Below are 26,177 nucleotides of genomic sequence, written 5' to 3'. Positions count from 1 at the left end.
GGGCGTCCCGGGTGCGTGCTGACGCACACAGAGACATCGACCACGGTGCTACCGTGCCCGGATGACCGATCCAACCGCGGCCTGGGCCGCGCTGATGCGGGTACACGCGACGCTCGTGCCGGCTCTGGACCGGGAGCTGCAACGGACGCACGGGCTGCCGTTGACGTGGTATGACGTGCTGGCCGAACTCGACGAGGCGCCACATCGCCGGTTGACGATGGGTGACCTGGGCGACGTCGCCATGGTCAGTCGCAGCAGGGTCAGCAGGGTGGTCGACGAGCTGGTGGACGCGGGCCTGGTCACGAAGGAGTCCAACCCGGCAGACGGCCGGTCGGCATACGCGGTCGTCACCACGCAGGGGCGCCGCCGGCTGCGCCAGGCGAGACCGAGCTACCTGGCCGCCGTGGAGCGCGGGTTCACCGCGAACCTGTCGATCCGGGAGGCCGAGACTGTCGCGCGGGCGCTGGGCAAAGTGCTGGCGGCGGGCGGACCGGACGACTGACCGCGTACCGTCGGGGTTGTGAAGCTGAAGTTGGACCTCCACGACATCTTCAATCGCGGCCAGGACATCGACCGGGCCCTGCGCGGCATCATCGATGAGGCGATCGCGAAGAAGGCGACGCTGGTGGAGATCATTCCCGGCAAGGGGTCCGGCCAGCTCAAGAAGCGCGTGCTGCGATTTCTGGATCAGAAGGAGATCCGGCAGCTCTACCACCGGGTGGAGAAGGACTCGCAGAATTGGGGACGGTTGTTCGTCCATTTTCGGCATAAGTAGCGGCGAATTCCCCATTCGATCTGGATGGGGTGATCCGTTCCGGTGTGCCGACCATTACGCGCGGCGCTGGCCCTGACACCGGTGTCAAGGTTTACCGTTGGAGCATGCGGATCGGGGAGCTGGCCGAGCGGGCCGGTACGAGCGCCAGGTCGCTGCGCTACTACGAGGCCCACGGGCTGATCGAAGCGCGGCGCGGGGCGAACGGGTACCGCGAGTATGACGAGAGCGACCTCCGGTTGGTACGGGAGATCCGCTCGCTGCTCGACATCGGGTTCGCTCTGGAGGAGACCCGGCCGTTCGTGGACTGCCTGCGTGCCGGCAACGACACCGGCTCGGTGTGTCCGGGATCCATCGCCGTGTACCGGCACAAGCTCGCCGAGCTGAACGGCTGCATCAGCCGCCTGGAGGCGGTCCGTGACCGCCTGCGGGGTGAGCTGGCGGAGGCGATCACGCAGGCCGGCTGAGCCAGCCGGGTGCAACAGAAGGCCGTAAGTAACGGAAAGGAACAACATGACCGCGAGCGTCACCGACGCCACCTTCGCCGACGAGGTTCTCGGCAGCGACGTCCCGGTACTGGTGGACTTCTGGGCCGAGTGGTGCGGGCCGTGCCACCGGATCGCACCTGTACTGGACGAGCTGGCCACCGAGTACGAGGGCCGGGCACGCATCGTCAAGCTGGACGCGGACAACAACCCGGAGACGGCGCGTAAGTACAACATCATGGCGATGCCCACGCTGATCGTCTTCCGTAACGGTGAGCCGGTCTCGCAGGTGATGGGCGCGCACCCGAAGTCCAAGTTCCGCGCGCAGCTGGACGACGCGCTCGGTTAAGGAGCGCTCGGTTAAGGAGCGCTCGGATAACGGCAGCCGAACGCGCGGTACCGGTCCGTCCGGTACCGCGCGTTTCTGTGTGTGCGCACGCTTCCGCCGGTGAGGACGTTCAGCGCATCGGCGCCCCGACGCCGTCCAGGTGCCGCAGGACCTGCCGGTACGACTGGATGAGGGTGGCGTCCCGGTACTCGATGCCGTGCTGTACGCAGTAGTCGCGAACCAGCGGCTGAGCTCGGCGCAGGTTGGGCCGCGGCATGCTCGGGAACAGGTGGTGCTCGATCTGGTAGTTGAGCCCGCCGAGCAGCAGGTCGGCCGCCGTGCCGCGCACGTTGCGCGAGGTGAGCACCTGACGGCGCAGGAAGTCCAGCCGGTCGGCGGCGGTCAGCACCGGCATCCCCTTGTGATTCGGTGCGAACGCGCAACCCATGTACAGCCCGAACAACCCCTGCTGTACGGCGATGAACGCCAGCGCCCGCAGCGGTGAGAGCACCAGCAGGACAGCGGTCGTGTACCCGATCAGGTGCGCGGCGAGCAGCACCGCCTCCACCCGGCGGTGGCGTCCCAGGCCGCGCAGCGACCGGACGCTCGACACGTGCAGGTTCAGCCCTTCGAGCAGCAGCAACGGGAAGAACAGGTACGCCTGCCGCCGGGCCAGGAACGCCCCCAGACCCCGCCGCGACCGGGCCTGCTTTCCGGTCCACACGATGGCGCCCGCGCCCACGTCGGGATCGCGCTCCTCGTGGTTGGGATTGGCGTGGTGCCGGGTGTGCTTGTCCATCCACCAGCCGTAGCTCAGGCCGACGCCCAGGTTGCCGTGCAGCAGGCCGAGGACCTCGCTGAACCGCCGGCTGCCCGACACCTGACGGTGCCCCGCGTCGTGGCCGAGGAACGCCACCTGAGTGAACGCGACGGCGAGCAGGGCGGCGACGAGAAGCTGAGCCCACGAGTCGCCGACCCAGGCGAAGAGCGCCCAGCCGCCGGCGAACGCCGCGTCGGTGAGCAGGAACCGCATCACGTAGTACCGGGGTCGTCGTTTCAGCAGGCCGGCCGCGACGATTCGCCGGGACAGCGCGGCGAAGTCGCTGCCGGCGGAGTCGCGGCTGGCCGAGTCGCGGCTGGCGGGGTCGCTGCGATTGCCTGTTACGGTCTCGGAATTGGCGCGGGTCAGGGTCGTCGAGGTCATGCCTTCGACTCTGTCCGCGACGGCAGCCCGCGGTAAGCCGGCCAGCCCCCAAGCTCACGGTGGGGTTTACCCCCCGGTCCGTGCGGGGTCCTGCGTCCCCACGCCGCCCATCGCGACCAATGCGAGAGACCGCGGTCGTCGATTGAGGAAGGGCTAGAGCCAATCGTGCCCTTCAATTTCATGCGAGCTCGGCCGGTCCTGCGGCGGGCCACGGCCTGGGCCGGCCTTGCGGCGGGCCACGGCCTCGGCCGGTCTTGCGTCCTGGGCCGGTCTTGCGTCCTGGGCCGGTCTTGCGTCCTGGGCCGGTCTTGCGTCCTGGGCCGGCCTTGCGTCCTGGGCCGGCCTTGCGGCCTCGGCCGGAAAACCGAAGCGGGGCCGGGTCGCGTTTCCGCGAATCCCGCCCCGCCTCGGTTGATGGCCAGCGACGTGACGCTGCGTCGCGCCGCTGGCCGCTTCGTCAGGTGCCAGGCTTGCGCCCGGTGCTCGGCTGCTGTTCACGCTGGCCGTCGCCGTGCATCTGGCCACCCGAGTCGCCGTGCATCTCGCCGGACATGTCGGCGCCGCGCATCGGCATCTGGTTGGACATGTCGCCCCGCATCTGCCCGGACACGTCAGACGCGCGCTGGCCGGTCTGCTCCATGGTGTTGTAGCCGGCCCGGTTGGTCATGGCCCACCGGTCCCCACTGGCCATGGCGCCAGCGTCCATCATGCGCGGCCCGGTACCCATGCGTTCCTGCGCGGGCGTGTTGGCCAGGGTCCAGATGATGAACACGTTGATCGCGATGATCAGCAGCGTCCAAATCGGATAATAAGGGATGAAGAAGAAGTTCTCGATCGCGGCCAGCGCGGCGATGGCCACGGCGACACCGCGGGACCAGCGCGAACCACTGAGCAGCGATATGGCCGTCAGCAGCATCACGCCACCGGCAACTACGTGCACGATGCCCCAGGAGTGGATGCTGTACCGGTAGGTGTACGCGGTGCTGGCGCCCCGGAAGAAGTTGGGGTCAGCCAGGGCCACGATGCCCATTAGAACCTGGAAGACGCCGGCGACCATCAGCATCGCCGACGCGAAAATCATCCCACCGCCAGCCCTGGCGGTGCGGGCGGTGCCGCTGATGTGGCTCATGGTTTTCCTCCCGAATTTCTTTCAAGAACAATCTCCACTTACCCGACATTACGGCTGCGATTCGGGGTGTGGCTTTCGAGTTGCCAACTTTCTCGGGGTCGCCCTCCATCCGGCGAGGCAAGGCAATAGTCGGGTGACGGATCCGCAGAAAAGCGCCCAAAATTCGAGCGCCGGTATGGGCCTCGTTCTGTTCGTTTGAGGTACCGGCAAAACCGGTGACGGGATCGCGCCCCTTGGGTCATCCCGTGCTCACTGAGGGCCGATGGGGCTTTCGGCCAGAGGTCAGGTTCCGGGTCGCCCGGCCGCGCGAATGCGGCACCGGAACGGATTCGGGCACCCGGGCGCACAGTCCGGCCCTGGCCACTCTCCGGGGGCGAACGCGCCCAGTGCGGCCGGAAACGCGGGCGGCCATTCCGCCCCGGGAGACGCCGCTTCCCCGGTACCGGTGCGCCAGGGCGTCTCGCCGATCGGCGGCACCGGATTTACTGCCCGATGGGTCGGTCCCAGCGCGCCGGGCCGAACGGTAGCGCCGGGTGCGGCACTGAGTACGGGATGGGCGCTGTGGGGCCACGGCATTGGGTGCGGTCGGCGCCGCCACTGTCGGCTGGGGCCCGGCGTTCCGGCTCGGCGCTGCCGGTATGGTCGCGCCGCCGCCGGCGTGGTCGTGCCTCCCTCGATATGGTCGCGCCGTCGTCGGTGTGGTCGCATTGCCGGGCAAGGGAACCAGCGCGGCCCGCAGGGCGAGTCCCTTGTGGACAGAGTCGTGGGGTACCGGTGCGGCTCGTCCTCAGTGGACGGTCCGTGATCGGGTTGATCACCCGGCCGGCGCGGGTACCAGTGATCTTGTCGTTGTCCGGGACGGCGGCGCGTGGCTCGGTAACGTACGGGGCGTGGATGGCGAGAGCGTGAACGGCGAGAGCATGGTCGGGTTCGGGTACAAGCAGGCGTGGCTGGCGATCCGCGACGGGCGGCCGGAGGCCGTGACGGACGCCCTGGGCCTGCGTGACCTGGGCCCGGTGTCCTGGCGGGACGGGATCGACCTGGCCTACCTGACCGACGACCGGGTTGTGCTGACCCCGCCGCTGCCCGGTGCCGGCAACTCCCGGTGGCTGCTGGTGACCGGCCGCTGGCTGTTCGGCCGCGGGCTGCTCGACCCCGGTGCCGCCGTGGACGTCACCGAGCTGTCCGCCACCCTGGGCACCGAGGTGCAGTTCTTCGCCACGTACCGGGTCGGGGAGGCGCACCGCTGGGAACGCGCGGTCGATGGGCGGCTGGTGCGGGCGTTCGGGTACGTGGGGGAGAGCGGCGAGGTCGTGCAGTGGCGGGGCGAGCCGGATGCCGCCGAGACCGCCATGGGCATCGCTCACGAGCCGGACGCCGGGACCGAGACCGACATCCTGGTCTCCGAGGACGACGTGATGCGGCTGGCCGGCATGTGGAGCGTGGACCCGTCCGGGCTCGGTGCGCAGCCGTCCTCTGGCCCGTTGCGGGCGGCCGCGGCGCCGTGACGGGTGCCGCGGCCGCCCGCTGGCCATGATTACGGCTGGCCGCGATCACCGTTGGCCGCGATCACCGATGGCCGTGGTCAGCGGCGCCCACCCCGGCGACGGGCCTGTTCCGCCTCGCGCAGCCGGGTCACAGTCGTGCGGCGCAGCGCCTCGACCGCCGTGGCGAGATCCCGGGCCGGACCGGGATCGTCCGGCCACGAGTGGTTGAGGATCGGTGCGACCGCTCGGGTCAGCCGCCAGAGGCCGGCGTAGTCGACGGGTTCGGGTACCTCGTCGATATCGATGATCGCCAGCACCACGTCGGCATAGCCCCGGCGGTCGTCCTGCCCGCCGCACCACGCGGGCGAGTCGTGCCACGCCTGGACGCGGGCGAAAACCTCGGCCGCGGCGGCCCGGATGTCGGCATCGAGCTGGGACGGAGTCAGGTCGGCAAGATCGAGTGGCGTCATAGGTCTATCGTACATGTGTTCGAACGATTGCGGGGGCGGTTTCGCCCCCTCGACCATGATCCGTCCCGATTTCCGCCGCTACCCGCCAGCGGCTCCGTGAGGCGTTGTCGCTCGGCCGGTCACCCGCTCTTCGGGGCGTCTCCGCCCGGCGAATCCTCACGGTGCAGCCAGGCGAGCAGGTCCGGTGCGGCCATCCGCCGGGTACGGGCGCGGTAGTCGGCCAACTCCTCGGCGGTCAGCAACTCGCGGCCGGCCCCCGAGGTGCCGCGGCGGAAGAAGGCCGCCTGGTCCTTCAGTACCCCGGACGGGTCGGGGACGTAGTTCCCCGGGTTCGATCGCATCCGATCGAACGTGGCCGCTTCCACGAGCCGGGGCCAGACCTCGTCGGGTACCGCGATGCCGAGCCGGTCCGCGAGGCGGCGCATCTCGCCGTCCAGGTCGGCGAGGAGGTCGTCGTAGTGCACGAGGACGACGTTTGGCTGGTCACGGCGCTTCCAGGCATCGGAGAGGTGCCACAGCACCCCGGGCAGGGAGTCCAGATCATCGGCCGGCTCCGGCTCCCGGGCGATCCAGCGCAGCAGCGAGTCGCGCTTCGGGCGGGGCGGCGCGGCCGGGGTCTTGCCCGGCTCCGGCTCGGGTTGCCCGCTCAGCTCGCGGATCCTGGCATGATTGAGGTTGTCGCTCTGGTGGTACAGCGAGACGGCCATGTCCAGTGGGTGCCTGGCGACCACGATGTAGGTCGCGCGAGGGTCCAGCGGTATCCCGTCCAGCGGGGTGTGCGTCTTGACGATCCGGCGGTGTTCCTGTGCGGCGAGGCGGGCGAACACCTCCTCGCGCGGCGTGATCAGCCAGTCCAGCCACGGGGAGAGCGCGGACAGCGGCTCGGGGAGCACCGGATCCTGGAACACCAGCAGCGCACAGATCATCTGCATCCAGGTCGTCCCGCTCTTCGACCGGGTACCGATGACGATGTCGCCCTGCCGGAACGGGAATCCGATCCAGCGGGCGCTGTCCTCGTCGTCGGAGCGGTACCGGATGGGCGCGTCGGCGCTCGGCTTAGGTTCAGGCACCGGTCACTCCGTCCGTCAGCTCGCGGAGGATGTCGAGGTGGCCGTTGTGGCGCGCGGTCTCCTCGATGAGGTGCAGCAGCACGAACCGCAGCGTCGGGAACTGGCCGTCACTCATCGACCGCTGACACCGGGTGTCCAGGTCCATGCCGGCGACGAGTTGCCGGTACCGCTCGGCCTGCGCGTCGTATTCGTCGAGGAGGGTGGCCAGCGGGACGTCGAGAGCGATGCGCATCTCCCGATCCGGATCCTCCTCGGTCCACGGGCCGGCGTCCTCGCGGCCGAGGAGCACTACCTCGAACCAGTAGTACTCAACCCATTTGAGGTGGCTCACCAGCCCGGGGACGGTCATCAGCGGCGAGGTCGGCAGGTGCTTCTGCCGCGCCGCCTCGTCAGACAGGCCCTCGCACTTCGCCCGTGCCGTGGCGCGGGCGTAGTCGAGCATGGCGGTCAACGTACTTCGTTCGTCCCAGGCTGCGGGCGTGTCGGTTCTGACCATGGTGGGATCCTTCCGGAGGCCGCCTGCGGCTGTCGCCCGAATTACCGTTGGCCAAACGGACGCGGTGCCGCTCTCAATGCGCGGAATTGCGCCACCCGGTCTGGCGTATAATCGGCGGTCGCAGCATCCGGTCAAATGCGATAGGGGAACCCTTGGGAAAGCCAAAGGCGGTTGCCATTATGGGTACGAACGCCTCCGGCAAAAGCAGCCTGGGAGTGACCCTCGCCAAGACTTTCGACGGCGAGATCGTCTCGGCGGATTCGCGTCAGATCTACCGCGGTCTGGATATCGGTACCGGCAAGTTGAGCGCCGACGAGATGAGCGGCGTGCCGCATCACCTGATCGACGTGGCCGACGTCTCCGAACAATTCTTCTCCCTCGCCGAATACCAGGAGATGGCGTACCGCGCGATCGATGACATCGTCGTGCGGCACCGGCCTCCGTTCATGGTCGGCGGCACCGGGCTCTACGTGCGCGCGATCGTCGAGGGCTACCGGTTCGAGGCCGCTCCCCCCGACTATGAGCGGCGGCGGCAGCTGGAGGCCATGGAGCCGGCCGAGCTGTGGTCGACGCTGGCCGGGTACGACGCCCCGGTCGCCGGGCGGTTCGATCCCCGGAACAAGCGCCGGATCATCCGGGCCATCGAGATCATTGAACACCGGGGATCGTACCCGGAGGAAATCCGCAACGAGCCCCGCTTCGAGTTCCTTCAACTCGGTCTCACCTGGCCGCCGGACGTATTGCGGGAACGGATCGAAAAGCGGTTGGCACTCCGCCTCGACGAGGGAATGGTCGACGAGGCGCGACGGCTGATGGATCGCGGAGTGACTCCGGAAATCATGGAGTCATTGGGTCTGGAATACCGGCACCTGGCGAAGCTCATCCTCGGTGGCTACCAGGACGAGAGCGAATTCTTCGAGAATCTCAGCCGGGCGATCTACCGGTTTTCCCGCAGGCAGATGTCCTGGTTCACCAAACAGAGTGCGATTGTCTGGCTTGATACCTCCGGCGACTACGTCGCCGAGGCGACCGAGCGGGTGGCCGCATTCCTGGATCGGGACTCACCCCAGAGCCGCTGACTTCGGCGGCGCTGACTTCAGAGGCGCTGACCTCGGAGGCGCTGACCTCAGAGCGGCACCTCGGCGCGGCGCGGCGTCTTAGAGACGCGCGGGCCTCAGAGACGCTGCCCGGCCGGTACCTCCTCGCCGTGCTCCGCGTAGATCATGCGACCGCCCCGCTTCGCGTCGATCGCCATGCGTATCCGGCTGGCGAGCCTGGGGGAGGCGAGGTCGTCCAGGCCGATGGCGTCGGCGTACCGGAGTTCGGTGATCTCGCCATTTTCCACCGCGATCCGGCGCAAGTCGTCGTCGCTGAGGCTCCCGCCGTCGAAGACGTAGATGATCTTGTCGCCCTCGTACTCGGCCGGCGCCCAGTCGATGACGAGCATCGGCCCGATGTGCGGGGTGATGCCCAGCTCCTCGCCGATCTCCCGCACGCACGCCGCGTACGGCGACTCGCCCGGCTCGACGTACCCGCCGGGGATGTCCCAGTGTTTCTTGTACGTCGGCCGGAGCATCAACACCCGACCGGCGGCGTCGAGGATCAGGGCGCTCGCGGCGACGCGTGGCTGGGCCATGGGCGGCAGCTCGTCTGGGATCACACTCGAAGCGTACGGCGGCCCGGCGCACTCGGGCGGGCTCCTCGCGCGCGGAGCCGTCCGGCACCAGGTAGGGCGGGGTACGCGCTGGACGCGGTGGCCGGCGATCGGAGCGGGTCGATCGGCATGGCGGACTTCGATGCGTGACGCCGGACGGTACGCTGCGGATGCGTCCGGTTACAACGTGATGTTGCGGGAGTCAGGTGCTGTGTCGACAGGAGTTGCGCGGCGTGCCGCTCGTTCCGGGGCGCCGGGCCGACCGCTGATGTCCGGTGACTCGTTGATTTCCGATGGTCTGGTCACGCTCGTCGTCTGCGGTGCGCCGCTGGCCTCCCGTACGCCCGAGTTGGTCGGCGCGTTGTCCGGCAAGGGTTGGCGGGTATCGGTGGTGGGTACGCCGGCATCCGCCGCATGGCTCGACCCGGAGGCGATCGCGCGGCAGACCGGCGAGCCGCCCCGGCTGGGCTTCCATCCACCGTCGCGACCGGGACACCCCGGCACACCCGACGCCCTGGTGGTGTGCCCGGCGACGTTCAACACCATCAACAAGGCGGCCACCGGCGTCAACGACTCGTACGCGCTCGACGTGCTGTGCGAGGCGTTGGGCACGGGGGTACCGGTGGTGGCCGTCCCGATGGTGGACGACCGGCTTTGGCGGCATCCGGCCTGGGCGGGCAGCCTGAACGTCTTGCGCGGAGCCGGTGTGCTGCTGGTCGACGTCGTCAGCGGTGGGCTGGTGCCGACACCGGTCGCCGCGGGTACCGGCGACCGGGTCGTGGCGGGCTTCGACCCGGCGTGGCTGATCGCACCGCTGGCGAGGCTCACGAGCGCCGGTTGATGGCGAGGCTCACGAGCGCCGGTTGATTCTGGGGCGCCGGCTCGCGCCGTACTCCTAAAATCTGCCGCATGCGTCGAGCGTTCCCGATCGTTGCCCTGGTTTTGTTGGCGAGCCTGGCTGGCTGTTCCCAGTCGACCGAGCATCAGAAAGCCCGGCTTTCCATCTTCCTGCGCGATGACGTGACCGACGATCAGCGCTCCGCGCTGAACAACGCGCTGCGCGCGACGCCGGACGTCCAGGGCGTCAGCTTCGAGAGCAAGGAGGAGGCGTACGAGAAGTTCAAGCAGCAGTTCAAGGACGCCCCGGACCTCGTCGCGCAGACGGATGCCGACAGCCTGCCCGGGTCGTACCAGGCAACGATCACCGACGGTTCGCTCGCCGAGGCCATCGAGTCGACGTTCGTCGGCAAGCCCGGTGTGCTGGACATGTCCGTCGACCTGACGCTGACCAAGGTGCCGGCCACCGAGGGTGTGGTGGTGCGGGTCAGTCCGGACATCACCGCCGACCAACGCACCGCGCTCGAACGGGCCATCCGCGCGCTACGGCAGGCGAAGCCGGCCAGATTCGAGTCAGCGGACGCGGCATATGCCCGGCTCAAGGAGGCGTGCAAAGGCCAGCCGGCCCTGGCGAAGGCGCTCCGCCGGGACGCGCTGGGGCCGTCGTACCGGTTCTCGTTCACGTTCACGAAGAGCGCGGCCGGAGACCCGCCGGGCATCACGCTCGGCCGGCTCGCGGGGGTCGACGACGTATTCACCGTGCCGGTGTCGGCTCTGTAACGCTCAGGCGACTTGACCCGCACCCTCGGGTACGGGTTTACCGTTTCGGTCATGCGGGTGGGTGAGCTGGCACGCCGGACCGGTACGACGATTCGGGCGTTGCGGTACTACGAGTCGCTGGGGCTGGTGATGCCGCAACGCCTCGACAACGGCTACCGTGAGTATCCGTCGATCGCGGTCGAACTCGTCGAGCAGATCCAGACACTGACGGCGCTGGGCTTGCGGGTCGAGGACGCCCGCCCGTTCGTGGAGTGTCTGGCCGACGGCCACGATGAGGGCGACATGTGCCCGGCGGCGTTGGCGACCTACCGGCGCAGCATCGTCGACCTCGACGAGCGCATCGCGCGCTTGGCGGCACAACGGGACAGTTTGCGGGCGCGGCTGGACGCCGCGGCTGGTCGGGGCATCGGCGTCGACGACCGCGGCCCGGTGGCCTCGATCCCGCATCGGGACCCCGAGGAACTGATCGGCCGCCGGGTCGGGGTGCTCAGGTTCGCTGCCACCGATGGTGGCACCGTCGACCTCGGAGACTCGGGTTGCGGCCTGAGCATCGTCTTCGTGTACCCGCTGACCGGCCGGCCCGGCGTCGATCTTCCCGACGGGTTCACCGAGATCCCCGGTGCCAGGGGCTGTACGGAGGAGACGTGTGGGTTCCGCGACCACCACCGGGACCTGCTCGACGCCGGGGCCGCCCGGGTCGTCGGCCTGTCCGCGCAGTCCAGCGGGTACCAGCGGGAACTGGTTCACCGACTGCGGCTGACCTATCCGCTGCTGGCCGACCCGCGCCTGACGGCCGCCCGCGCGCTCGGACTGCCCACCTTCACCACCGGCGGGATGACGCTCTACCGCCGGCTTACCCTCATCGTGGCCGACGGCGTTGTCGAGCACGTCTTCACGTCGATCCCGAACCCCGCCGACCATGCCGAGGCAGTCCTTGCCTGGCTGAAGGAAAGGAACGCTCGATGACCCGCGCCCTCGCCGGAGACTTCGACTACGACACCAAGGGCGCCGGCTACGCCGTCCATCGGCGCCCCGACCCGCGCATCGCCGCGATGATTCACGCGGCGCTCGGTGACGCGCGCACCGTACTGAATGTGGGGGCCGGCGCGGGATCGTACGAGCCGATCGACCGGTACGTCGTCGCCGTCGAGCCCTCCGCCGGAATGCGCGCCCAGCGCCCGGCCCAGGCCGTCCCGGCGATCGACGCCCGCGCCGAGGACCTACCCTTCGACGACCGTTCGTTCGACGCGGCGATGGCCACGGTCACCGTGCACCAATGGGCCGACGCCGGCCGCGGCCTCACCGAGCTCCGCCGGGTCGCTCGTGGCCCGGTCGTCGTGCTGACCTTCGACGGCGACGCGCTGGACCGGCTGTGGCTGGCCGAGTACGTTCCCGAGCTCGTCGCGGCAGAACGGCGCCGGTACCCACCGATCGACGCGATCGCCGCGGCCATCGGCGGCAGCTGCGACGTGCACGAGGTGCCGATTCCGATCGACTGTGTCGACGGGTTCACCGAGGCGTACTACGCCCGCCCCGAACGGTTCCTCGATCCGCGTGTCCGCGCCGCCCAGTCGGCATGGGGCTTCGTCGACGACGCGGCCATCGAGCGTTGCGTGGAACGGCTTCGCACCGACCTGAGCCGGGGCGCCTGGGACGAGCGATTCGGGCACCTTCGCGGCCAGCCCGAGTTCGTCGGGTCGTTGCGGCTACTCGTCGGGCGGCCGTGACGGTTCGCTGTCTTGCCATCGTGACGAGTGACCGCCCCGGAGCCCGGGGCGGTCACTCGACCCTACGGTTCGCGTGGAAGCACGCTGTCGACTCCCGCCAGACCGGCCACCGCGGACTTGATCGCTTCCCAGTCCGATCGGTCATTCGTCGCGACCCACAGCGACTCGCGTAGGTTCCCCGGCTTGGTCGCCGCGATGATTTCCGGGGCGTCGCATTCCTGGGCAGTGAACCGGGCCCATGCCTGGGTACGCGTCTCCAGCGTCACACCGAGATAACCCGGCACCGTGGCCAGCCGCTGCTCGATTGCCGAACGTTCGGCAGTGGTCGAGTTCAGGGTGAGATAGACGATCGTGGTCGCCCGCGAATCCACCGCCGGCAGCGTCGGGCATCCGCCGCCCGCCGCGACGGGCTGCGCCGAAACGCCGCCGCGATCGAATTCGTGTACCGCGGCCGTACTGCTCAACGCGATCGTCGCGACGGCAGCGATCGCGGCGGCAGTTCGTGACCGCCGTCGGCGTCGCCCTGCCAGCGCGCGGATCGACGCGGCCGGTGGCAGGCGGACGTCGGTGAGACCGTGGTCGAGGTCGTTCAGTGCGTCACGAAGTGGAGATGACATCGGAGTCCTCTCTCGTAGGTTCGTCGGTGAGCAGTTCGTTGAGCCGGGCGCGACCGCGGGACAGGTACGCCTTCACCGTGCCGACCGGCATCCCGGTGTCTCGCGCGATGTCGGCGATCGGCTGTTCGAAGAGGTGGTGCAGGACCACCACGAGACGCTGGGCCTCGGGCAGGTCGCGCAGTGCGGCCATCACGGCGACGCGGTCGGGATTCGGTCCGGCGGTGGTCGAATCGGTTACCAGCAGGGCGCGTACCCGCAGACGGCGGCGGATCCGGTGCCACCGGTTGATTGCCAGGCGGGAAGCCACCATGCGGACCCAGGCTTCCGGATCTTCGTAGTCGGCGACCCTCGACCAGCGCTGCCAGGCGCGGACGAACGCTTCCTGCGTCAGGTCCTGCGCTTCGGCCGGGTCGCCGGTCAGGGCATAGACGTGCAGCAGGACGCGGCGCGACGTCGCCTGGTAGAACTCGTCGAAGTCAGCGGTGCGGTGTCGAATCGGCATCGGGGCCTCCCACGAATAGACACACGCGCGGGGAGAAGGCGGTTACACCGGTACCCGACATTCCCGGGCCACGGTCGAAACGCCAGGGCCGGAACCCAGCAACGGGTACCTCCAACAGGCGCTGGAATGATCGACATCCGGATGTACCGAGAACAGTGATTTTCGAAGCCCCGTAAGATCTGGTCAATGGGGTGGGAGGCACTTGGGCAGTGGGGTGAAGACGTCTCGCGCGTCGAACGGCTCGCTGGCGGAGTGGCCAACGACGTGTGGAGCGTGCGCGTCAACGGGCAGCTCGCGGTCGGTCGTCTCGGTGCCAGGAGCGACGCTGATCTCGCGTGGGAGACCGAGCTCCTCGTCTACCTCGACCGTGAAGGTCTGACCGTGCCGGTGCCGATCCCGACGACGGACGGCCGGCTCTTCGCCGACGGTCTGGTGGTGATGACCTATCTGGATGGCGGACCGCCCGAGACGCAGGCCGACTGGCGCCGTGTGGCCGGCACGCTCCGCGAGTTGCATCGGTTGACGCAGGGCTGGCCGCAGCGCCCAGGGTGGCGGTCGTCGACCGACCTCCTGCACGCCGAGACCGGGACGAAGATCGACCTGGGCGCGATGCCCTCGGAGGGCGTTGCTCGATGCCGAGCAGCATGGGCGCGATTGTCCGGACGTCAGACCTGCGTCGTGCACGGCGACCCCAATCCTCGCAACGTCCGCATGACGGCGAATCGGGTCGCGCTGATCGACTGGGACGAGTCGCACGTCGACGTCCCCGACCTCGACCTTGTGCTGCCCGACAACGCCGCCGGCCTCGACGACGGCGCGCACGACATCGCCGCTCAAGCGTCGGCCGCATGGGAAGCCGCCGTCTGCTGGGACGACGACTACTCAGTCAGGCGGCTCGCCGAAGTTCGACCCCTCTGAGAAACGCATTCGACGAATGGGGCTATTGGCGGTCGACTGCGCACATCCGCCGCGAGGCGGGCGTGAATCCAGGTCCGGCGCTTCGGGCGAACTGCTCGACGCGTTGGTGGTCGACAAGGCGCGGCGGGTGGTGGGAGCGGCTCGTCGGCGCTACCTCGGCGGCAGGTCAAATCCGACACTCCGCGCATGTATGGCGAAAGGCGAGTCGCGGATCGCCCCCGCAAAACCGCAGGTCACAGCCTCGCGGTAGTCGGCGGAACGCGGTCATTGGCGGCTTGGCTGCCAGAGTTTGCGCAGGCCAGCGTATGTGCGGGATAGAGAGTTCACCCGCGTGTTCGTGCGCCCGGCAGGATTCGAACCTGCGACCTTGAGATTAGAAGTCTCCTGCTCTATCCACTGAGCTACGAGCGCGCGGTGCCGACAAAGGTTACCGCCAGTTCGCGGTCTGCTTAATCGGGTTCCGGTACGGCGTCAACTCAGCCGGTACGCCTTGATCATCTTTGTCCGGGAATGTCGATCTGATCGGTACTCTTCTCGCGGATGCGGACCAACCGGATTCATTCGAGGACTTTTCGTCTTCACATCAAGCTACTAAGTTGCTGACCGTGCAGGTGACGAGCGCCACGTTTCTTCCCATCCTGGTGTCGCCCAGCGATCGTGCCTACAGCGAACGGAACGTACTGGACGAGTACTTCGACGACCTCGCTGTGGCCTACAGCGTGGGGCCGCCGTACGGGGAGCGGCTGATCACCTGGGCTGACCTGGAGCGCATCGACCTGTCCCGGCGTGACCTGCGCCGGCGGGCCGCCAACAACCTCGACTCCATGCTCGACACCGTGCGCATCCACGGGCAGCCGCCCGCGCTGATGCTCTCCTTCCAAGGGCTGGAGTCGAGCCTCGTGCTGGCCGACCCGTTCTGGGACAGTCTCGAAGGGTCGGTGCCCGGCGAGCTGGTGATAGGGGTGCCGGCCCGAGATGTCGTGATCATGACAGGCTCCGCCTCGCAAGCCGGGATCGCGAAGGCGAGGCGGGCGGTCGACCGGGTGTTCTTCGCGGGCGGACCCCATCTGCTGGTACAGGAACTGCTGGTTCGCCGCCGCGGCGACTGGGAGGTGTACTGACCCTCACGCCGGCAGGTAGGCGCTCACCCAGCGGTCCAGTTCGTCGAAGACGCGGCCCCGCACCGTGGGAGCGGACAGGGTCAGGTCGTGCAGGCCACCGTCCACCCGAACGATCGTCACGTGCCGGCCGAGCCTGCTCGCGTACTGCGCGATGTGCTCGACATCGAGAACCGCGTCGGCGTGCATCGCAGCCTCGGCCCACGACTTGCCGCGGTAGGTCTTCGTCGAGCAGGCGACCAGGATCGGCGCCGGGATCGACAGGCCCGCCTGGAGCTCGGCCTGCGCGGTGCGGATCGCGGTCAGCCACGCCGCCCGTACCGGGAAGCTCTCCAGGGGTTTCCAGGTCAGGTCGTAGGCCCACTCGCCGTGGTGCGTGGAGTGGATGCTGTGCCCGTACGCCAAGGACACCGAGCTGCGCACCTTCGCGTACGGGCGCATCCGGGCCAACGCCGCGTAGGCGGGGCCGGCGGTGCGCCGGAGCAGCGGCGACACGTTGATTTCGAAGAACGGGCTGTTGAGGAACATGCCGTCGACGATTCCGGCGTCGCGGACCCGGTGCGCCCACAGCGGCGTGATGAGTCCCCCGGTGGAGTGCGCGTTGACGAGCAGTTGTCGGTGTCCGTCCTCATCCCGGATGATCCGTGCCGCCTCGTCCAGTTCCGGGAAGTACTCGCTGATGTCCCGTACGAAGTTCGGGGTCTGGTGGGGGAGCAGGCTGCGGCCGTACTTGCGCAGGTCCAAGGCGTAGAAGTCGAAGCCGCGCTCGACGTAGAAGTCGGCGAGGTGCTCCTGGAAGAAGTAGTCGACGTAGCCGTGCACGTAGAGGACGGCGCGGTCGGTCTTGGCGGGGGCTCTCCTGCTGACCAGGGTCGCGACGACCGGGCCCTCGTCGTCGGTGCCGAGGTCGATCGTGCGGCGCTGGTAGGGCGCGCCGAGGATGTCGGTCTCCACGAGCATGGACGCTACCGCGAAAAATCTCTGGCTCGTGCGGCCGGCGCCCGACGTTGAGTTTCAGGTGGTTTGGGCGCGTTCTTATAACAGATCCACGGGGGTACGGGCTGGTCGTCCACAACCACCCTTCCTGTCCACAGATCGGTACCGGCCCTGTCGCGCGGTACCCGCCCGCCGGCCAGCCTTGGACGCGAGTCGATACGCCGACCGCCAACCAAGCGCCCGGGCCGTCCGCCGGATCCACCCGGGCCCGCCTGAGGAGGAGACGAGATGTTCGATACCCCGGTCACCATCGTCGGCAATGTGCTGACCGCGCCCGAGTGGCGCCGCACCACGGTCACCGGCACGTTCGTGGTGTCTTTCAAGGTGGCGTCCAACTCCCGACGCTACGACCGCGAGCACGGCAAGTGGGTCGACGGGGACAGCCTTCGGGTCCGCGTCGTCTGCTGGCGCCGGCTCGGAGAAAATGTCTCCCTCTCGGTGCAGTTGGGCGATCCGGTCATCGTGCACGGCCGGCTCTACAGCCGCGACTGGACCGACGATCAGGGCAATCGCCGCACCTCGTACGAGCTGGACGCGCTCTCGGTAGGGCATGACCTGTCGCGTGGTGTGGACAAGTTCGCCCGGCGGAAGGCGGCCGGCTCGACCGAGGTCGTCAACGATCCGGTGGACGCCACGGCGGTGGGCGGCGAGCTGACCGAGGAGATGGACGATCCGGGCCGCCCGGACGACCTGCCGCCCGACAACGAGCTGTTCGACAACTTCGACCCCGCGGTCTTCGACACGTCGCCGGCCGGGCCGCCGGCGGCCGCCGCTTCGGACGAAGACTCGTTGGCCGGCGCGGGGCGGTGAGGGACGCGGGGAGGCGTCCGGCGCCGGCCGCCTCCCCGCCGCCAACCTCCGGGGCTTTGCCGATCGGGCCGGTGGATAGGCTTTCGGGCGGATCAGGGGAGGCACGATGGCGAAGGCGCCCGTCACACACTGGACCCGGCCGTCCCGCCGGGCGATCGGGCTCGCCGCGGCCCACGCGGGCGGCCTGCTCGCCGGCGCGGCCCTGGATGCCGCGTTCGGCGACCCGCGCCGGTTCCATCCGGTGGCCGGGTTTGGGCGGGCGGCGACCGCCCTGGAGCGCCGGTGCTACGCCCCCGATCGGGCCGCGGGCGCGCGGTTCACCGCGATCGCGGTGGGGGTGCCGGTGGCCGCCGGCATCGCGGCCACCCTGGCGACCCGGCGGCACCCGTGGATCCGGGCCGGGCTGGTGGCCGCGACGACCTGGGCGGTGCTGGGCGGCACCTCGCTGCGCCGGGAGGCGACCACGCTCGCGGACGCCCTCGACGCCGGGGATCTGCCGGCCGCCCGAGAGCGGCTGCCCCACCTGTGCGGTCGCGATCCGTCCACTCTGGACAATGCCGGCCTGGCGCGTGCGACCGTCGAGTCGGTCGCCGAGAACACGTCCGACGCAGTGGTGGCGCCACTGGCCTGGGGTGCGCTGACCGGCCTGCCGGGACTGTTGGGATACCGGGCGGTCAACACCCTGGACGCGATGGTCGGGCACCGGTCGCGCCGGTACCGGGACTTCGGCACCGCCTCCGCTCGCCTGGACGACGTGGCAAACCTGGCGCCGGCGCGAGCGACCGCGGCACTGACGGTCGCGACCGCACCGGTCGCCGGCGCCAGTTCGCTGGGAGCGCTGCGGACCTGGCTGCGCTACGGCGGCCGGCATCCCAGCCCGAACGCGGGGCAGTGTGAGGCCGCGATGGCCGGGGCACTCGGCATTCGTCTCGGCGGGCTCAACGTCTACCACGGCCGGGTCGAGGAGCGGCCCGCACTCGGCGACGGCCGGACGCCGGAGACGTCGGACATCCGGCGGGCGGCGCGGCTCTCCGGCGCGGTGGCGACCGCGGCGCTCGCGATGGCCGTGGGGCACGCGGCTGCTCGCCCATGGCGCCGTGCGCTGATCGCTCGGGCGGTGCGCACGGTCTCGGCCCGGCGGGCCCTGGCGGGGCGGGCCGTTGCTCGGCGGACGCTGGATCGGTCAGCGCTGGATCGGTCGGCGCTGGATCGGCCGGCGCTGGGTCGGTCGACGCCGGACCGGTGGGCCCTGGCTCGGCCGGCCCCGGACCGGCGGCGGTCGCGATGACCGGCGGTGGCCTGCTGGTCGCGGGCACCAGTTCGGACGCGGGCAAGAGCGTCGTGGCGGCCGGGATCTGCCGCTGGCTGCGGCGGCGCGGAGTGCGGGTGGCGCCGTTCAAGGCGCAGAACATGTCCAACAACTCGGTCGTGGCGCTCGACGGCGGGGAGATCGGGCGGGCGCAGGCACTCCAGGCCGCCGCGTGCGGGCTCGAACCCAGCGTCCGGTTCAACCCGGTGCTGTTGAAGCCGGGCAGCGACCACACGAGCCAGGTGGTGCTGCGCGGTCAAGCGGTCGGCCGGCTGGGCGCGGCCACCTTCACCGAGCGGCGGCCCGAGTTGGCCCGGGTCGCATTCGAGACTCTGGCCGAACTGCGCGCCGAGTTCGACGTGGTGATCTGCGAGGGTGCCGGGAGTCCGACCGAGATCAACCTCCGGGACGGCGACTTCGTCAACCTGGGCCTGGCCCGGCACGCGGAGCTTCCGGTCGTCATCGTCGGCGACATCGATCGCGGCGGGCTGTTCGCCGCGTTCTTCGGCAGCGTCGCGCTGCTCGCCCCGGAGGATCAGGCGTTGATCGCCGGCTTCGTGGTGAACAAGTTCCGGGGCAGCCAGGAGTTGCTCCAGCCCGGCCTGGACCGGTTGGCAAAGCTGACCGGCCGCCCGGACTTCGGCGTTCTGCCGTGGCATCCACAGCTGTGGCTCGACACCGAGGACTCACTGTCCGCAGTGGACGGTCGGCTGGTCGGTCGCCCGGATCCGCCGATGGGCGACGAGTGGCTGCGCGTGGCCATCGTCCGGCTGCCGCGCATCTCCAACTCCACCGATGTCGAAGCGCTCGCAACGGAACCGGGCGTGGCGGTCCGGCTGACCACCTCGGCGGCCGAGATCGCCGAGGCGGATCTCGTCATCCTGCCCGGCAGCAAGTCCACAGTGGACGACCTGAACTGGTTGCGCCGCACCGGACTCGAAGCGGCCGTGCGCGCGCATGTCGCGGCGGGCAAGCCGCTGATGGGCATCTGCGGTGGGTTCCAGATGCTCGCCACCACGATCGACGACGACGTGGAGAGCGGCGACGGCCTCGTCGAGGGACTCGGCCTGCTGCCGGTCGAGGTCGCCTTCGCGCCGGTGAAGACGCTGGCTCACTCGGCCGGCCGGGCACTCGGTGCGGAGGTGCACGGGTACGAGATCCATCTCGGCCGGGTATCGGCGAGCGGAGCAGCGCCGTTGATCGAGCCCGGCGAGGGTGCCCGGGTCGGCAACGTCTTCGGTACCCACTGGCACGGCACGTTCGAGTCCGACGGCTACCGGCGCGCGTTCCTGACCGAAGCGGCCCGCTTGGCCGGGCGTCACGGCTTCAGGGTCGCCACCGACACGGACTTCGCCGCCCGCCGCGAGAGCTTCCTCGACCTGCTCGGCGACCTGGTCGAACAGCATCTGGACACGGACGCGCTCTGGCGGCTCATCGAGTCGGGGGCGCCGGCCGGGTTGCCGTTCCTGCCACCCGGAGCTCTGTGACGATGCGCGTCGAGAGGTTCGACAACCTGGCCGTCGCGGTCCTGCGGGCACCGGCCCGGCTGGGTGCGGTCCGCGTGGTGGCCGTGGACGGACCGACCGGCGCGGGCAAGACGACCTTCGCGGAGCGGCTGGCGGGAGCGTTGTCGGCGGCCGGTGCCACGGTCTCGGTGGTGCACACCGACGACCTGCTCGACGGCTGGGGCGATCAGTTCACCTTCTGGCCTCGGTTGGCGGAGGGGGTGCTCGATCCGCTGCGCGAGGGCCGTCCCGGCCGGCACCCGGTGTACGACTGGGGCCAGGGTCGGTTCGACGCGACGCGTGAGGTGCCGGTCGCGGATGTGTTGATTGTCGAGGGGACCACCACGACGCGGCCCGAGGCGCGTGGCCAACTGTCGCTGTCGGTGTTTGTCTCCGCACCCGCCGACCTGCGCCTGAATCGTGTCGTGGCCAGGGACGGCGCCGCCGTACGGGAGCCGTTGCTGCGGTGGATGGATGCCGAGGCCGAGTACTTCGTTGCGCACCCGAGCCATGATTGGGTGGACGTCCTCATAGACGGGGCGTCGGAGCTGGGGCACGATCCGAGTAACGAATTCGTTCGATTGCCGCGACCGGGGGATGACGATGACTGAGACCGCACCGGTGCGCCGACGCGTGGTTTTGACCAGCATCAGCTCACGTGCCTGGGAACACCCGGCGGACCGGGGAGCCCTGACCGCGCTGCGTGAATTGCGCGGCTTCGACCAGGTACTCAAGATGCTCTCCGGGCTGTGGAGCGAGCGTGGCTGGCGGCTGCAATACCTGGGCGGTGCGATCCGGGCCGACCACCGTCAGCATCCACGGGTTCACCGACTGTTCGCGGAGGCCGCGGCGACTCTGGACATCGCCACGCTGCCCGAGCTCTACATCGAGTTCTCACCGAACCTCAACGCCAGCTGTGTCGGCATGTCCACCCCGTTCATCGTGGTCACCAGCCGGGCGGTCGAGCTGTTCGACGACGACGAACTGCGTTACGTGCTCGGCCACGAGCTGGGTCACCTGGTGAGCGGGCATGCCGTGTACCGGACGATGATGGCCATCCTGAGCCGCATGGCGCTCAACCTGGCCTGGCTGCCGATCGGCTCGATCGCGCTGCGGGCGATCATCGTGGCGCTGCACGAATGGTGGCGCAAGGCTGAGCTGTCCGCTGACCGGGCCGGGCTGCTGGCCGGTCAGGACCCGGCCGCGGCGCTGCGGGCGCACATGAAGCTGGCCGGGGGTGGCGACCTGTCGGAGATCGACACGGCCGCGTTCCTCGACCAGGCCACCGAGTACGACCGTGGCGGCGACCTTCGCGACAGCCTGCTCAAGCTGCGCATGGTGGCGTTCCTGACCCACCCGCTGCCGGTCGCCCGTGCCGCCGAGCTGCGGCACTGGATCGACCAGGGCGAATACCAGCGGATCCTGGGCGGCGACTACCCGCGCCGGGAGAACGACGGCGACGCCTCGCTGTCCGACGACGTGAAGGCCGCGGCCGACGAATACCGCAGCGCCTTCAACCGGTCGCAGGACCCACTGGTCGGGCTGCTGCGCAAGCTGGGCGACGGCGCCTCCGGCATGGGGGAGTGGGTCGGCGCGGGCGCCGGCCGGTTCCGCGACTGGATGGGCGGCCGTCGTTCCGGGACAAACGGCGCGGCCGACGAGCCCCCGGGCACGGGCGGTCCGTCGGATCCGGAAAACTGAGTCGGCGTCCGCGGCGACGAAACCGCTCTGAGCTGGGCATTGGCTAGCCGGGCGGGGGACTGGCCGGTGGCGGCGAGGTAATCAGCGCATACGATCGCGGGCATGACCGAAGCTGACCTCCGTGATGCCGTGACCCGGGTGCTGCCCGGGGTGACCGAGGACCTGATCCGGCTCGCCCGGATCCCGGGGATCGCCTTCGCGGGCTTCGACCACACCCCGGTCGAACGCTCCGCCGAGGCGGTCGCGGACCTGCTCAGGGGCGCCGGCCTGCCCGACGTCCGCATCGTGCGCGAGGGCGGGCAGCCCGCCGTGATCGGCCGCCGCCCGGCCCCACCCGGGGCGCCAACCGTCCTGCTGTACGCGCACCACGACGTCCAGCCGGTCGGCGACCTCAGCCAGTGGCGTACCGAGCCGTTCGAGCCCACCGAGATTGACGGCCGGCTCTACGGCCGGGGATGCGCCGACGACAAGGCCGGTGTGCTGGCGCATGTCGCAGCCCTGCGAGCGTTCGGTGACGACCTGCCGGTCGGCGTCGTCGTCTTCGTGGAGGGCGAGGAGGAGTTCGGCTCCGAGTCCCTGGAGGACATGCTGCGCACCTACCGCCACGAGATCGCGGCCGACGTCATCGTGATCGCCGACTCGGGCAACTGGGACATCGGCGTACCCGCGCTGACCACCAGCCTGCGCGGCCTGGTCAACGTGTTCGTGGACGTCGCGACACTGGACCACGCCGTACACAGCGGCATGTACGGCGGCGCCGTACCCGACGCGCTGACCTCGCTCTGCCGGCTGCTCGCGACGCTGCACGACGATGCCGGCGACGTGGCGATACCCGGGCTGGTCAGTACCGCCGCATCGCCCCTGGACTACCCGATCGACCGGTTCCGTACCGAGTCCGGAATCCTCGACGGAGTCGACCTGATCGGCACCGGCCGGCTGGTGGACCGCGTGTGGACCAAGCCGACGGCGACCGTGCTGGGCATCGACGCACCGGCGACCGGCGCGGCACCCAACGCCCTGGTGCCGACGGCACGCGCCAAGGTCTCGGTACGCCTGGCCCCGGGCGACGATCCGGACAAGGCGTTCGAGGCCATCAAGTCGTACCTCGAGGCCAGCGGCCCGTGGGGCGCCAAGGTCACGGTCACCCTGGAGCAGGGCGGCGCGCCCTTCGTCGTGCACGCCGAAGGCCCGGCATATGACGCCGCCCGGGCGGCCTTCCGCACTGCCTGGGACGGCGTCGACCCGGTGGACATCGGGGTCGGCGGTTCGATCCCGTTCATCGCCACGTTCCAGGAGCTGTTCCCGGCAGCCTCGGTACTGGTCACCGGGGTCGAAGACCCCGACTCTCGCGCGCACGGGCCGAACGAGAGCCTCCACCTGGGCGAGTTTGCCCGGGTCTGCCTGGCCGAGACGCTGCTGCTGGAGAATGTCGCGAAGTTCGTGCGGCCGGCTGCGGGCTGATGATAGTGTTTCGAACATGCGTACGAAGGAATCGATCGAGCGGCTGGATGCCGCCGTGCGTGCACTCGGCGAGGTAGATCTCGCCGACTGGTCCGACGCGACCCTGCGCGGGCACCTGGATGAACTGTCTGCCGTGTTGTGCCAGGTCGATGATGAGCTGTCCCGGCTCGCCGACGCGGTTCGCGCTCGGGGATTCCGAGTTGAGGAGAAGGCGGTGGAGCGGGTCGAGGTGATACTCGCGGCCTGACCCGGTCGCGAGGCCGGCTCGCTCGGTCGGGTCGCTCGGTCGGGTTGCGACGAGCCGCTAACCCGGCCATGCGGCCGGACCGCGCCCGCGTGGCCGCCTGGCCGGACCGCGCGACCGGATCGCCAGACCGGGCCGCCAGGCCGAACCGCCGGACGGGGCGGGCACGTCTCAACGACCGTGCCCGCCCCGCCGTTCCAGCGATCGTTCCGGCTCACTCCCGCGGCCCCGTCAAGCGCCCTTCCCGGCCCGCCGGGAAGGGTCGAGTTCGCCGGGGGGACCGGAAGTGTCGGGGGCGGCTGCGAGGATCCAGCTATGCAGTTCGTGGAGCTAGCCGCCACCTCCGCCGCCGTCGCCGCCACGTCGGCCCGGCGCGGAAAGATCGATCTTCTTGCCGCCGCCCTGCGCGGCCTGGCCCCGGAGGAGATCGAGGCCGGCGCGGCCTACCTTGCCGGCGAGCTTCGCCAGCGCCAGATCGGAGTCGGCTGGGCCGCCGTGCGCGACGCGCCGCCGCCCTCCGAGCAGGCCACGCTGACCGTCGCCCAGGTCGACGCGGCGCTGGCCGAGATCGGGGAGCAGTCGGGCGCCGGTTCCCAGGCCCGGCGTCGCAGCCTGCTCGGCGCGCTATTCGGCGCCGCCACCGCCGACGAGCAGAGGTTGCTGGTCGGGCTGCTCTCCGGCGAGGTGCGCCAGGGCGCACAGGCGGGTCTGCTGGCCGACGCGATCGCCCGGGCGGCCGGCGTGGCCGTCGCCGAGGTGCGCCGGGCGCTGCTGCTGTCCGGCGATCTCAAGACCGTCGCCCGGGCCGCGCTGACCGGTGGGTCGGCGGCGCTCGGCGAGTTCACGCTGCAGGTCGGCCGGCCGCTCGCACCGATGCTCGCGCAGGCCGCCGCGAGCGTCGACGCCGCGCTGGAGGCCACCGGCTTCCCGGCCGCAGTCGACGACAAGCTCGACGGCGTCCGGATCCAGGTGCACCGGTCGGGCGACGATGTCGCCGTCTACTCGCGCAGCCTGGCCGACATCACCTCGCGGATGCCCGACGTCGTGGCCGCCGTCCGCGCGCTGCCCGCCAGACAGATCGTGCTCGACGGGGAGGCCGTGGCGCTGGACCCGACCGGGCGCCCCCGACCGTTCCAGGAGACGTCGGCACGGGCCGCGCGCCGGGCCGGTCAGGTGGCGGGAGCCGGTAAGGCGAAGAGGACCGGCGACGTGAGCGAGCCCACCGGGGCGGACGGGGCCGACCGGGCGGCGGAGGCGGCCTCCCCCGACGTGTTGACGCCGTACTTCTTCGATCTGCTGCACCTCGACGGCGCGGACCTGCTCGACGAGACCGGACAACGGCGCTGGTCGGTGCTGGCCAAGGCCCTCCCGAGCGGGCTGCTGGTGGGCCGGCGGATGGTGTCCACGGTGGAGGAGGCCGCCGCCGCCTTCGACGCCGCGCTCACCAGCGGTCACGAGGGCGTGGTGGTGAAGGCGGCGGGCGCCGCATACGACGTGGGGCGTCGCGGCGCGGCCTGGGTCAAGGTCAAGCCACGGCACACGCTCGACCTCGTCGTGCTCGCCGCCGAATGGGGCCACGGCCGGCGCCGCGGATGGCTGTCCAACCTCCACCTCGGTGCCCGGGATCCGGCGGGCGGCGGGTTCGTGATGCTCGGCAAGACCTTCAAGGGCCTCACCGACGAGCTGCTGCGCTGGCAGACCGAGCGGCTGCTGGCCCTCGCGACCGAGCGTGGCGACTGGGTGGTGACGGTGCGACCCGAGCTGGTCGTCGAGATCGCGTTCGACGGGGTGCAGACCAGCCCGCGCTACCCGGGCGGAGTCGCCCTGCGCTTCGCCCGCGTGCTGCGGTACCGGGAGGACAAGCCGGCCGGCGAGGCGGACACCATCGACGATGTCCGCCGGTTTCACATGGTCGCCAGCGACCGCACGTAGTTGACCTGCTGGTAGATGTACTGCACCTCGTTCTGCTGGGTCGCGGGGATCCGGGCCACGTACTGGTACGGCCCGTTGCTCACGTGCACCTGCACGACGGCCCGGTAAGTGGTCTCCTTCGCGAGCAGGAACAGCAGGCTGAAGAAGGCGATGCAGAAGAACAGCGCGATCGACAGGACGATCGCCCAGGTGGGGATCTTCTGTTCGGTGGTCCACTGATCGGTGACGGTCCACTGCGATCCCCGCAGCGGGAACGTCCCGGCCGGAGTCCGGACCGTCGTCGCGGTCACCTGAATGTCGCCGATCTGCACGATCACCGGCTCGCCGGCCGGGTACGCCGCCGGCACCTCGGAGTACGTGGACGCCAGGCCCGGGTACGGGTACCGGGCTCCGGGCGGGCGGCTCGACGTCGGGAGCCCGGCGGGATCCGGCTCGGATGCGGGCGAGGCGGGCAGCGGCAGGGTCGGGGAAGGTCCGGCGGATGACGCGCCGGACAGCGGCACGGTCGACCCCCAGGGGTCGTGATACGGCGGATCGTCGTAGGGCGGGGGCCGCATCGGCTCCGGATCTACCATGACTTCGATTACACCAGCCGACTTCCAGTGCGGGAACCCGCGACTCGTCC

The 26,177-nt window shown here is 70.1% G+C and carries 31 protein-coding genes and 1 tRNA gene; 21 read left to right on the top strand and 11 right to left on the bottom strand.

Translation table 11 applies throughout. The features are described 5' to 3' along the window. Positions 1 to 61 precede the first annotated feature (61 nt). From Raf01_RS42235 to trxA, 4 genes are all read left to right on the top strand, one after another. Entirely contained in the window at positions 62 to 502 is a 441-nt protein-coding gene (locus Raf01_RS42235) for a MarR family winged helix-turn-helix transcriptional regulator (RefSeq protein ID WP_203923757.1), read from the top strand. 18 nt (positions 503 to 520) lie between these two features. Then, positions 521 to 775, top strand: a complete 255-nt coding sequence (locus Raf01_RS42230; RefSeq protein ID WP_203923756.1) for a Smr/MutS family protein — start codon at positions 521 to 523, stop codon at positions 773 to 775. A gap of 104 nt (positions 776 to 879) precedes the next feature. Then, the gene (locus Raf01_RS42225; RefSeq protein ID WP_203923755.1) at positions 880 to 1,239 is read left to right on the top strand and encodes a MerR family transcriptional regulator; all 360 of its coding nucleotides are present in this window, start codon (positions 880 to 882) and stop codon (positions 1,237 to 1,239) included. A 46-nt stretch (positions 1,240 to 1,285) separates the two neighbouring features. Beyond that, the gene (trxA, locus tag Raf01_RS42220) at positions 1,286 to 1,606 is read left to right on the top strand and encodes a thioredoxin (RefSeq protein WP_203923754.1); all 321 of its coding nucleotides are present in this window, start codon (positions 1,286 to 1,288) and stop codon (positions 1,604 to 1,606) included. Positions 1,607 to 1,715: 109 nt separating this feature from the next. Here the strand turns inward: trxA and Raf01_RS42215 are convergent, their stop codons facing one another. Next, positions 1,716 to 2,789 (bottom strand): fatty acid desaturase family protein, encoded by a 1,074-nt coding sequence (locus tag Raf01_RS42215; RefSeq protein WP_203923753.1) that lies wholly within the window; start codon positions 2,787 to 2,789, stop codon positions 1,716 to 1,718. Positions 2,790 to 3,246: 457 nt separating this feature from the next. After that, positions 3,247 to 3,918 (bottom strand): DUF7144 family membrane protein, encoded by a 672-nt coding sequence (locus Raf01_RS42210; RefSeq protein ID WP_203923752.1) that lies wholly within the window; start codon positions 3,916 to 3,918, stop codon positions 3,247 to 3,249. An 890-nt stretch (positions 3,919 to 4,808) separates the two neighbouring features. Between Raf01_RS42210 and Raf01_RS42205 the strand changes: the two genes are divergently transcribed. Further along, positions 4,809 to 5,426 (top strand): hypothetical protein, encoded by a 618-nt coding sequence (locus tag Raf01_RS42205; protein ID WP_239134399.1) that lies wholly within the window; start codon positions 4,809 to 4,811, stop codon positions 5,424 to 5,426. Positions 5,427 to 5,503: 77 nt separating this feature from the next. Here the strand turns inward: Raf01_RS42205 and Raf01_RS42200 are convergent, their stop codons facing one another. The 3 genes from Raf01_RS42200 to Raf01_RS42190 all read right to left on the bottom strand — a co-directional run bounded on the left by Raf01_RS42200 (position 5,504) and on the right by Raf01_RS42190 (position 7,441). Beyond that, positions 5,504 to 5,875, bottom strand: coding sequence for a hypothetical protein (locus tag Raf01_RS42200; RefSeq protein ID WP_203923751.1), 372 nt, complete (start codon positions 5,873 to 5,875; stop codon positions 5,504 to 5,506). A gap of 119 nt (positions 5,876 to 5,994) precedes the next feature. After that, on the bottom strand, positions 5,995 to 6,945 hold the full coding sequence (locus Raf01_RS42195; protein WP_203923750.1) for a sulfotransferase domain-containing protein: 951 nt from the start codon (positions 6,943 to 6,945) through the stop codon (positions 5,995 to 5,997). Beyond that, positions 6,938 to 7,441: a DinB family protein gene (locus tag Raf01_RS42190; RefSeq protein WP_203923749.1), complete on the bottom strand. Its 504-nt coding sequence runs from the start codon at positions 7,439 to 7,441 to the stop codon at positions 6,938 to 6,940. Before Raf01_RS42190 ends, Raf01_RS42195 begins: the two co-directional genes overlap by 8 nt. A gap of 86 nt (positions 7,442 to 7,527) precedes the next feature. On the opposite strand from Raf01_RS42190, the gene miaA reads away from it, so the two are divergent. Next, the gene (miaA, locus tag Raf01_RS42185; RefSeq protein ID WP_203923748.1) at positions 7,528 to 8,520 is read left to right on the top strand and encodes a tRNA (adenosine(37)-N6)-dimethylallyltransferase MiaA; all 993 of its coding nucleotides are present in this window, start codon (positions 7,528 to 7,530) and stop codon (positions 8,518 to 8,520) included. Beyond that, complete coding sequence (locus Raf01_RS51070) at positions 8,495 to 8,602, top strand: pentapeptide repeat-containing protein (RefSeq protein ID WP_373319747.1); 108 nt, start codon at positions 8,495 to 8,497, stop codon at positions 8,600 to 8,602. Before miaA ends, Raf01_RS51070 begins: the two co-directional genes overlap by 26 nt. Before the next feature lie 13 nt (positions 8,603 to 8,615). Here the strand turns inward: Raf01_RS51070 and Raf01_RS42180 are convergent, their stop codons facing one another. Then, the gene (locus Raf01_RS42180; protein ID WP_239134398.1) at positions 8,616 to 9,101 is read right to left on the bottom strand and encodes an NUDIX domain-containing protein; all 486 of its coding nucleotides are present in this window, start codon (positions 9,099 to 9,101) and stop codon (positions 8,616 to 8,618) included. A gap of 277 nt (positions 9,102 to 9,378) precedes the next feature. Here Raf01_RS42180 and Raf01_RS42175 point away from each other — a divergent pair, with 277 nt between their 5' ends. The 4 genes from Raf01_RS42175 (at position 9,379) to Raf01_RS42160 (ending at position 12,439) form a co-directional block, all read left to right on the top strand. Further along, positions 9,379 to 9,936 (top strand): flavoprotein, encoded by a 558-nt coding sequence (locus Raf01_RS42175; protein ID WP_203923747.1) that lies wholly within the window; start codon positions 9,379 to 9,381, stop codon positions 9,934 to 9,936. Positions 9,937 to 10,004: 68 nt separating this feature from the next. Beyond that, complete coding sequence (locus Raf01_RS42170; protein ID WP_203923746.1) at positions 10,005 to 10,712, top strand: permease-like cell division protein FtsX; 708 nt, start codon at positions 10,005 to 10,007, stop codon at positions 10,710 to 10,712. A gap of 51 nt (positions 10,713 to 10,763) precedes the next feature. Then, positions 10,764 to 11,678, top strand: coding sequence for a MerR family transcriptional regulator (locus Raf01_RS42165; protein ID WP_203923745.1), 915 nt, complete (start codon positions 10,764 to 10,766; stop codon positions 11,676 to 11,678). After that, the gene (locus Raf01_RS42160; RefSeq protein ID WP_203923744.1) at positions 11,675 to 12,439 is read left to right on the top strand and encodes a class I SAM-dependent methyltransferase; all 765 of its coding nucleotides are present in this window, start codon (positions 11,675 to 11,677) and stop codon (positions 12,437 to 12,439) included. The genes Raf01_RS42165 and Raf01_RS42160 overlap by 4 nt, the downstream gene beginning before the upstream one ends. A gap of 62 nt (positions 12,440 to 12,501) precedes the next feature. On the opposite strand, the gene Raf01_RS42155 is transcribed toward Raf01_RS42160, so the two are convergent. Together Raf01_RS42155 and Raf01_RS42150 are read right to left on the bottom strand one after the other, a co-directional pair. Further along, positions 12,502 to 13,056 (bottom strand): permease-like cell division protein FtsX, encoded by a 555-nt coding sequence (locus Raf01_RS42155; protein WP_203923743.1) that lies wholly within the window; start codon positions 13,054 to 13,056, stop codon positions 12,502 to 12,504. Beyond that, complete coding sequence (locus tag Raf01_RS42150) at positions 13,037 to 13,558, bottom strand: SigE family RNA polymerase sigma factor (RefSeq protein ID WP_203923742.1); 522 nt, start codon at positions 13,556 to 13,558, stop codon at positions 13,037 to 13,039. Before Raf01_RS42150 ends, Raf01_RS42155 begins: the two co-directional genes overlap by 20 nt. Before the next feature lie 186 nt (positions 13,559 to 13,744). On the opposite strand from Raf01_RS42150, the gene Raf01_RS42145 reads away from it, so the two are divergent. Beyond that, on the top strand, positions 13,745 to 14,476 hold the full coding sequence (locus tag Raf01_RS42145; RefSeq protein ID WP_203923741.1) for a phosphotransferase: 732 nt from the start codon (positions 13,745 to 13,747) through the stop codon (positions 14,474 to 14,476). A gap of 338 nt (positions 14,477 to 14,814) precedes the next feature. On the opposite strand, the gene Raf01_RS42140 is transcribed toward Raf01_RS42145, so the two are convergent. Further along, positions 14,815 to 14,887, bottom strand: a tRNA-Arg gene (locus Raf01_RS42140). A 194-nt stretch (positions 14,888 to 15,081) separates the two neighbouring features. Here Raf01_RS42140 and Raf01_RS42135 point away from each other — a divergent pair. After that, positions 15,082 to 15,597 carry a DUF1444 family protein gene (locus Raf01_RS42135; protein WP_203923740.1) on the top strand — a complete coding sequence of 172 codons (516 nt, stop codon included), beginning with the start codon at positions 15,082 to 15,084 and terminating at the stop codon, positions 15,595 to 15,597. Between the two features lie 3 nt (positions 15,598 to 15,600). Here Raf01_RS42135 and Raf01_RS42130 read toward each other — a convergent pair whose 3' ends face one another. Further along, positions 15,601 to 16,548 (bottom strand): alpha/beta hydrolase, encoded by a 948-nt coding sequence (locus Raf01_RS42130; protein ID WP_203923739.1) that lies wholly within the window; start codon positions 16,546 to 16,548, stop codon positions 15,601 to 15,603. A gap of 270 nt (positions 16,549 to 16,818) precedes the next feature. Between Raf01_RS42130 and ssb the strand changes: the two genes are divergently transcribed. The 8 genes from ssb (at position 16,819) to Raf01_RS42090 (ending at position 25,552) form a co-directional block, all read left to right on the top strand. Continuing rightward, complete coding sequence (ssb, locus tag Raf01_RS42125; protein ID WP_203923738.1) at positions 16,819 to 17,400, top strand: single-stranded DNA-binding protein; 582 nt, start codon at positions 16,819 to 16,821, stop codon at positions 17,398 to 17,400. A gap of 106 nt (positions 17,401 to 17,506) precedes the next feature. Further along, a complete protein-coding gene (locus Raf01_RS42120) occupies positions 17,507 to 18,688 on the top strand; it encodes a cobalamin biosynthesis protein (RefSeq protein ID WP_203923737.1) in 1,182 nt (393 codons plus the stop codon). After that, a complete protein-coding gene (locus Raf01_RS42115) occupies positions 18,685 to 20,196 on the top strand; it encodes a cobyric acid synthase (protein WP_203923736.1) in 1,512 nt (503 codons plus the stop codon). Before Raf01_RS42120 ends, Raf01_RS42115 begins: the two co-directional genes overlap by 4 nt. Before the next feature lie 2 nt (positions 20,197 to 20,198). Continuing rightward, the gene (locus Raf01_RS42110) at positions 20,199 to 20,825 is read left to right on the top strand and encodes a uridine kinase family protein (protein ID WP_203923735.1); all 627 of its coding nucleotides are present in this window, start codon (positions 20,199 to 20,201) and stop codon (positions 20,823 to 20,825) included. Continuing rightward, positions 20,818 to 21,915, top strand: a complete 1,098-nt coding sequence (locus Raf01_RS42105) for a M48 family metallopeptidase (protein WP_308442700.1) — start codon at positions 20,818 to 20,820, stop codon at positions 21,913 to 21,915. Before Raf01_RS42110 ends, Raf01_RS42105 begins: the two co-directional genes overlap by 8 nt. A gap of 102 nt (positions 21,916 to 22,017) precedes the next feature. Next, positions 22,018 to 23,376, top strand: a complete 1,359-nt coding sequence (locus tag Raf01_RS42100) for a dipeptidase (RefSeq protein WP_203923733.1) — start codon at positions 22,018 to 22,020, stop codon at positions 23,374 to 23,376. Between the two features lie 16 nt (positions 23,377 to 23,392). After that, a complete protein-coding gene (locus Raf01_RS42095) occupies positions 23,393 to 23,623 on the top strand; it encodes a hypothetical protein (RefSeq protein WP_203923732.1) in 231 nt (76 codons plus the stop codon). A gap of 312 nt (positions 23,624 to 23,935) precedes the next feature. Further along, complete coding sequence (locus tag Raf01_RS42090) at positions 23,936 to 25,552, top strand: ATP-dependent DNA ligase (protein ID WP_203923731.1); 1,617 nt, start codon at positions 23,936 to 23,938, stop codon at positions 25,550 to 25,552. Here the strand turns inward: Raf01_RS42090 and Raf01_RS42085 are convergent. Next, positions 25,525 to 26,127, bottom strand: coding sequence for a hypothetical protein (locus tag Raf01_RS42085; RefSeq protein ID WP_239134396.1), 603 nt, complete (start codon positions 26,125 to 26,127; stop codon positions 25,525 to 25,527). The genes Raf01_RS42090 and Raf01_RS42085 overlap by 28 nt on opposite strands. Positions 26,128 to 26,177: the final 50 nt, after the last annotated feature.

This window comes from Rugosimonospora africana (assembly GCF_016862975.1).
Classification (GTDB): Bacteria; Actinomycetota; Actinomycetes; order Mycobacteriales; family Micromonosporaceae; genus Rugosimonospora; species Rugosimonospora africana.
This window is presented reverse-complemented; position numbering and strand designations above follow the sequence as displayed.

Bases quoted from the DNA above. Each gene is read 5' to 3' on its own strand.
- Raf01_RS42235 (WP_203923757.1), top strand. From the start codon at position 62: ATGACCGATCCAACCGCGGCCTGGGCCGCGCTGATGCGGGTACACGCG.
- Raf01_RS42225 (WP_203923755.1), top strand. From the start codon at position 880: ATGCGGATCGGGGAGCTGGCCGAGCGGGCCGGTACGAGCGCCAGGTCG.
- trxA (WP_203923754.1), top strand. From the start codon at position 1,286: ATGACCGCGAGCGTCACCGACGCCACCTTCGCCGACGAGGTTCTCGGC.
- Raf01_RS42215 (WP_203923753.1), bottom strand. From the start codon at position 2,789: ATGACCTCGACGACCCTGACCCGCGCCAATTCCGAGACCGTAACAGGC.
- Raf01_RS42210 (WP_203923752.1), bottom strand. From the start codon at position 3,918: ATGAGCCACATCAGCGGCACCGCCCGCACCGCCAGGGCTGGCGGTGGG.
- Raf01_RS42200 (WP_203923751.1), bottom strand. From the start codon at position 5,875: ATGACGCCACTCGATCTTGCCGACCTGACTCCGTCCCAGCTCGATGCC.
- Raf01_RS42190 (WP_203923749.1), bottom strand. From the start codon at position 7,441: ATGGTCAGAACCGACACGCCCGCAGCCTGGGACGAACGAAGTACGTTG.
- Raf01_RS42170 (WP_203923746.1), top strand. From the start codon at position 10,005: ATGCGTCGAGCGTTCCCGATCGTTGCCCTGGTTTTGTTGGCGAGCCTG.
- Raf01_RS42165 (WP_203923745.1), top strand. From the start codon at position 10,764: ATGCGGGTGGGTGAGCTGGCACGCCGGACCGGTACGACGATTCGGGCG.
- Raf01_RS42160 (WP_203923744.1), top strand. From the start codon at position 11,675: ATGACCCGCGCCCTCGCCGGAGACTTCGACTACGACACCAAGGGCGCC.
- Raf01_RS42155 (WP_203923743.1), bottom strand. From the start codon at position 13,056: ATGTCATCTCCACTTCGTGACGCACTGAACGACCTCGACCACGGTCTC.
- Raf01_RS42150 (WP_203923742.1), bottom strand. From the start codon at position 13,558: ATGCCGATTCGACACCGCACCGCTGACTTCGACGAGTTCTACCAGGCG.
- Raf01_RS42145 (WP_203923741.1), top strand. From the start codon at position 13,745: ATGGGGTGGGAGGCACTTGGGCAGTGGGGTGAAGACGTCTCGCGCGTC.
- ssb (WP_203923738.1), top strand. From the start codon at position 16,819: ATGTTCGATACCCCGGTCACCATCGTCGGCAATGTGCTGACCGCGCCC.
- Raf01_RS42120 (WP_203923737.1), top strand. From the start codon at position 17,507: ATGGCGAAGGCGCCCGTCACACACTGGACCCGGCCGTCCCGCCGGGCG.
- Raf01_RS42115 (WP_203923736.1), top strand. From the start codon at position 18,685: ATGACCGGCGGTGGCCTGCTGGTCGCGGGCACCAGTTCGGACGCGGGC.
- Raf01_RS42110 (WP_203923735.1), top strand. From the start codon at position 20,199: ATGCGCGTCGAGAGGTTCGACAACCTGGCCGTCGCGGTCCTGCGGGCA.
- Raf01_RS42105 (WP_308442700.1), top strand. From the start codon at position 20,818: ATGACTGAGACCGCACCGGTGCGCCGACGCGTGGTTTTGACCAGCATC.
- Raf01_RS42100 (WP_203923733.1), top strand. From the start codon at position 22,018: ATGACCGAAGCTGACCTCCGTGATGCCGTGACCCGGGTGCTGCCCGGG.
- Raf01_RS42095 (WP_203923732.1), top strand. From the start codon at position 23,393: ATGCGTACGAAGGAATCGATCGAGCGGCTGGATGCCGCCGTGCGTGCA.
- Raf01_RS42090 (WP_203923731.1), top strand. From the start codon at position 23,936: ATGCAGTTCGTGGAGCTAGCCGCCACCTCCGCCGCCGTCGCCGCCACG.
- Raf01_RS42085 (WP_239134396.1), bottom strand. From the start codon at position 26,127: ATGGTAGATCCGGAGCCGATGCGGCCCCCGCCCTACGACGATCCGCCG.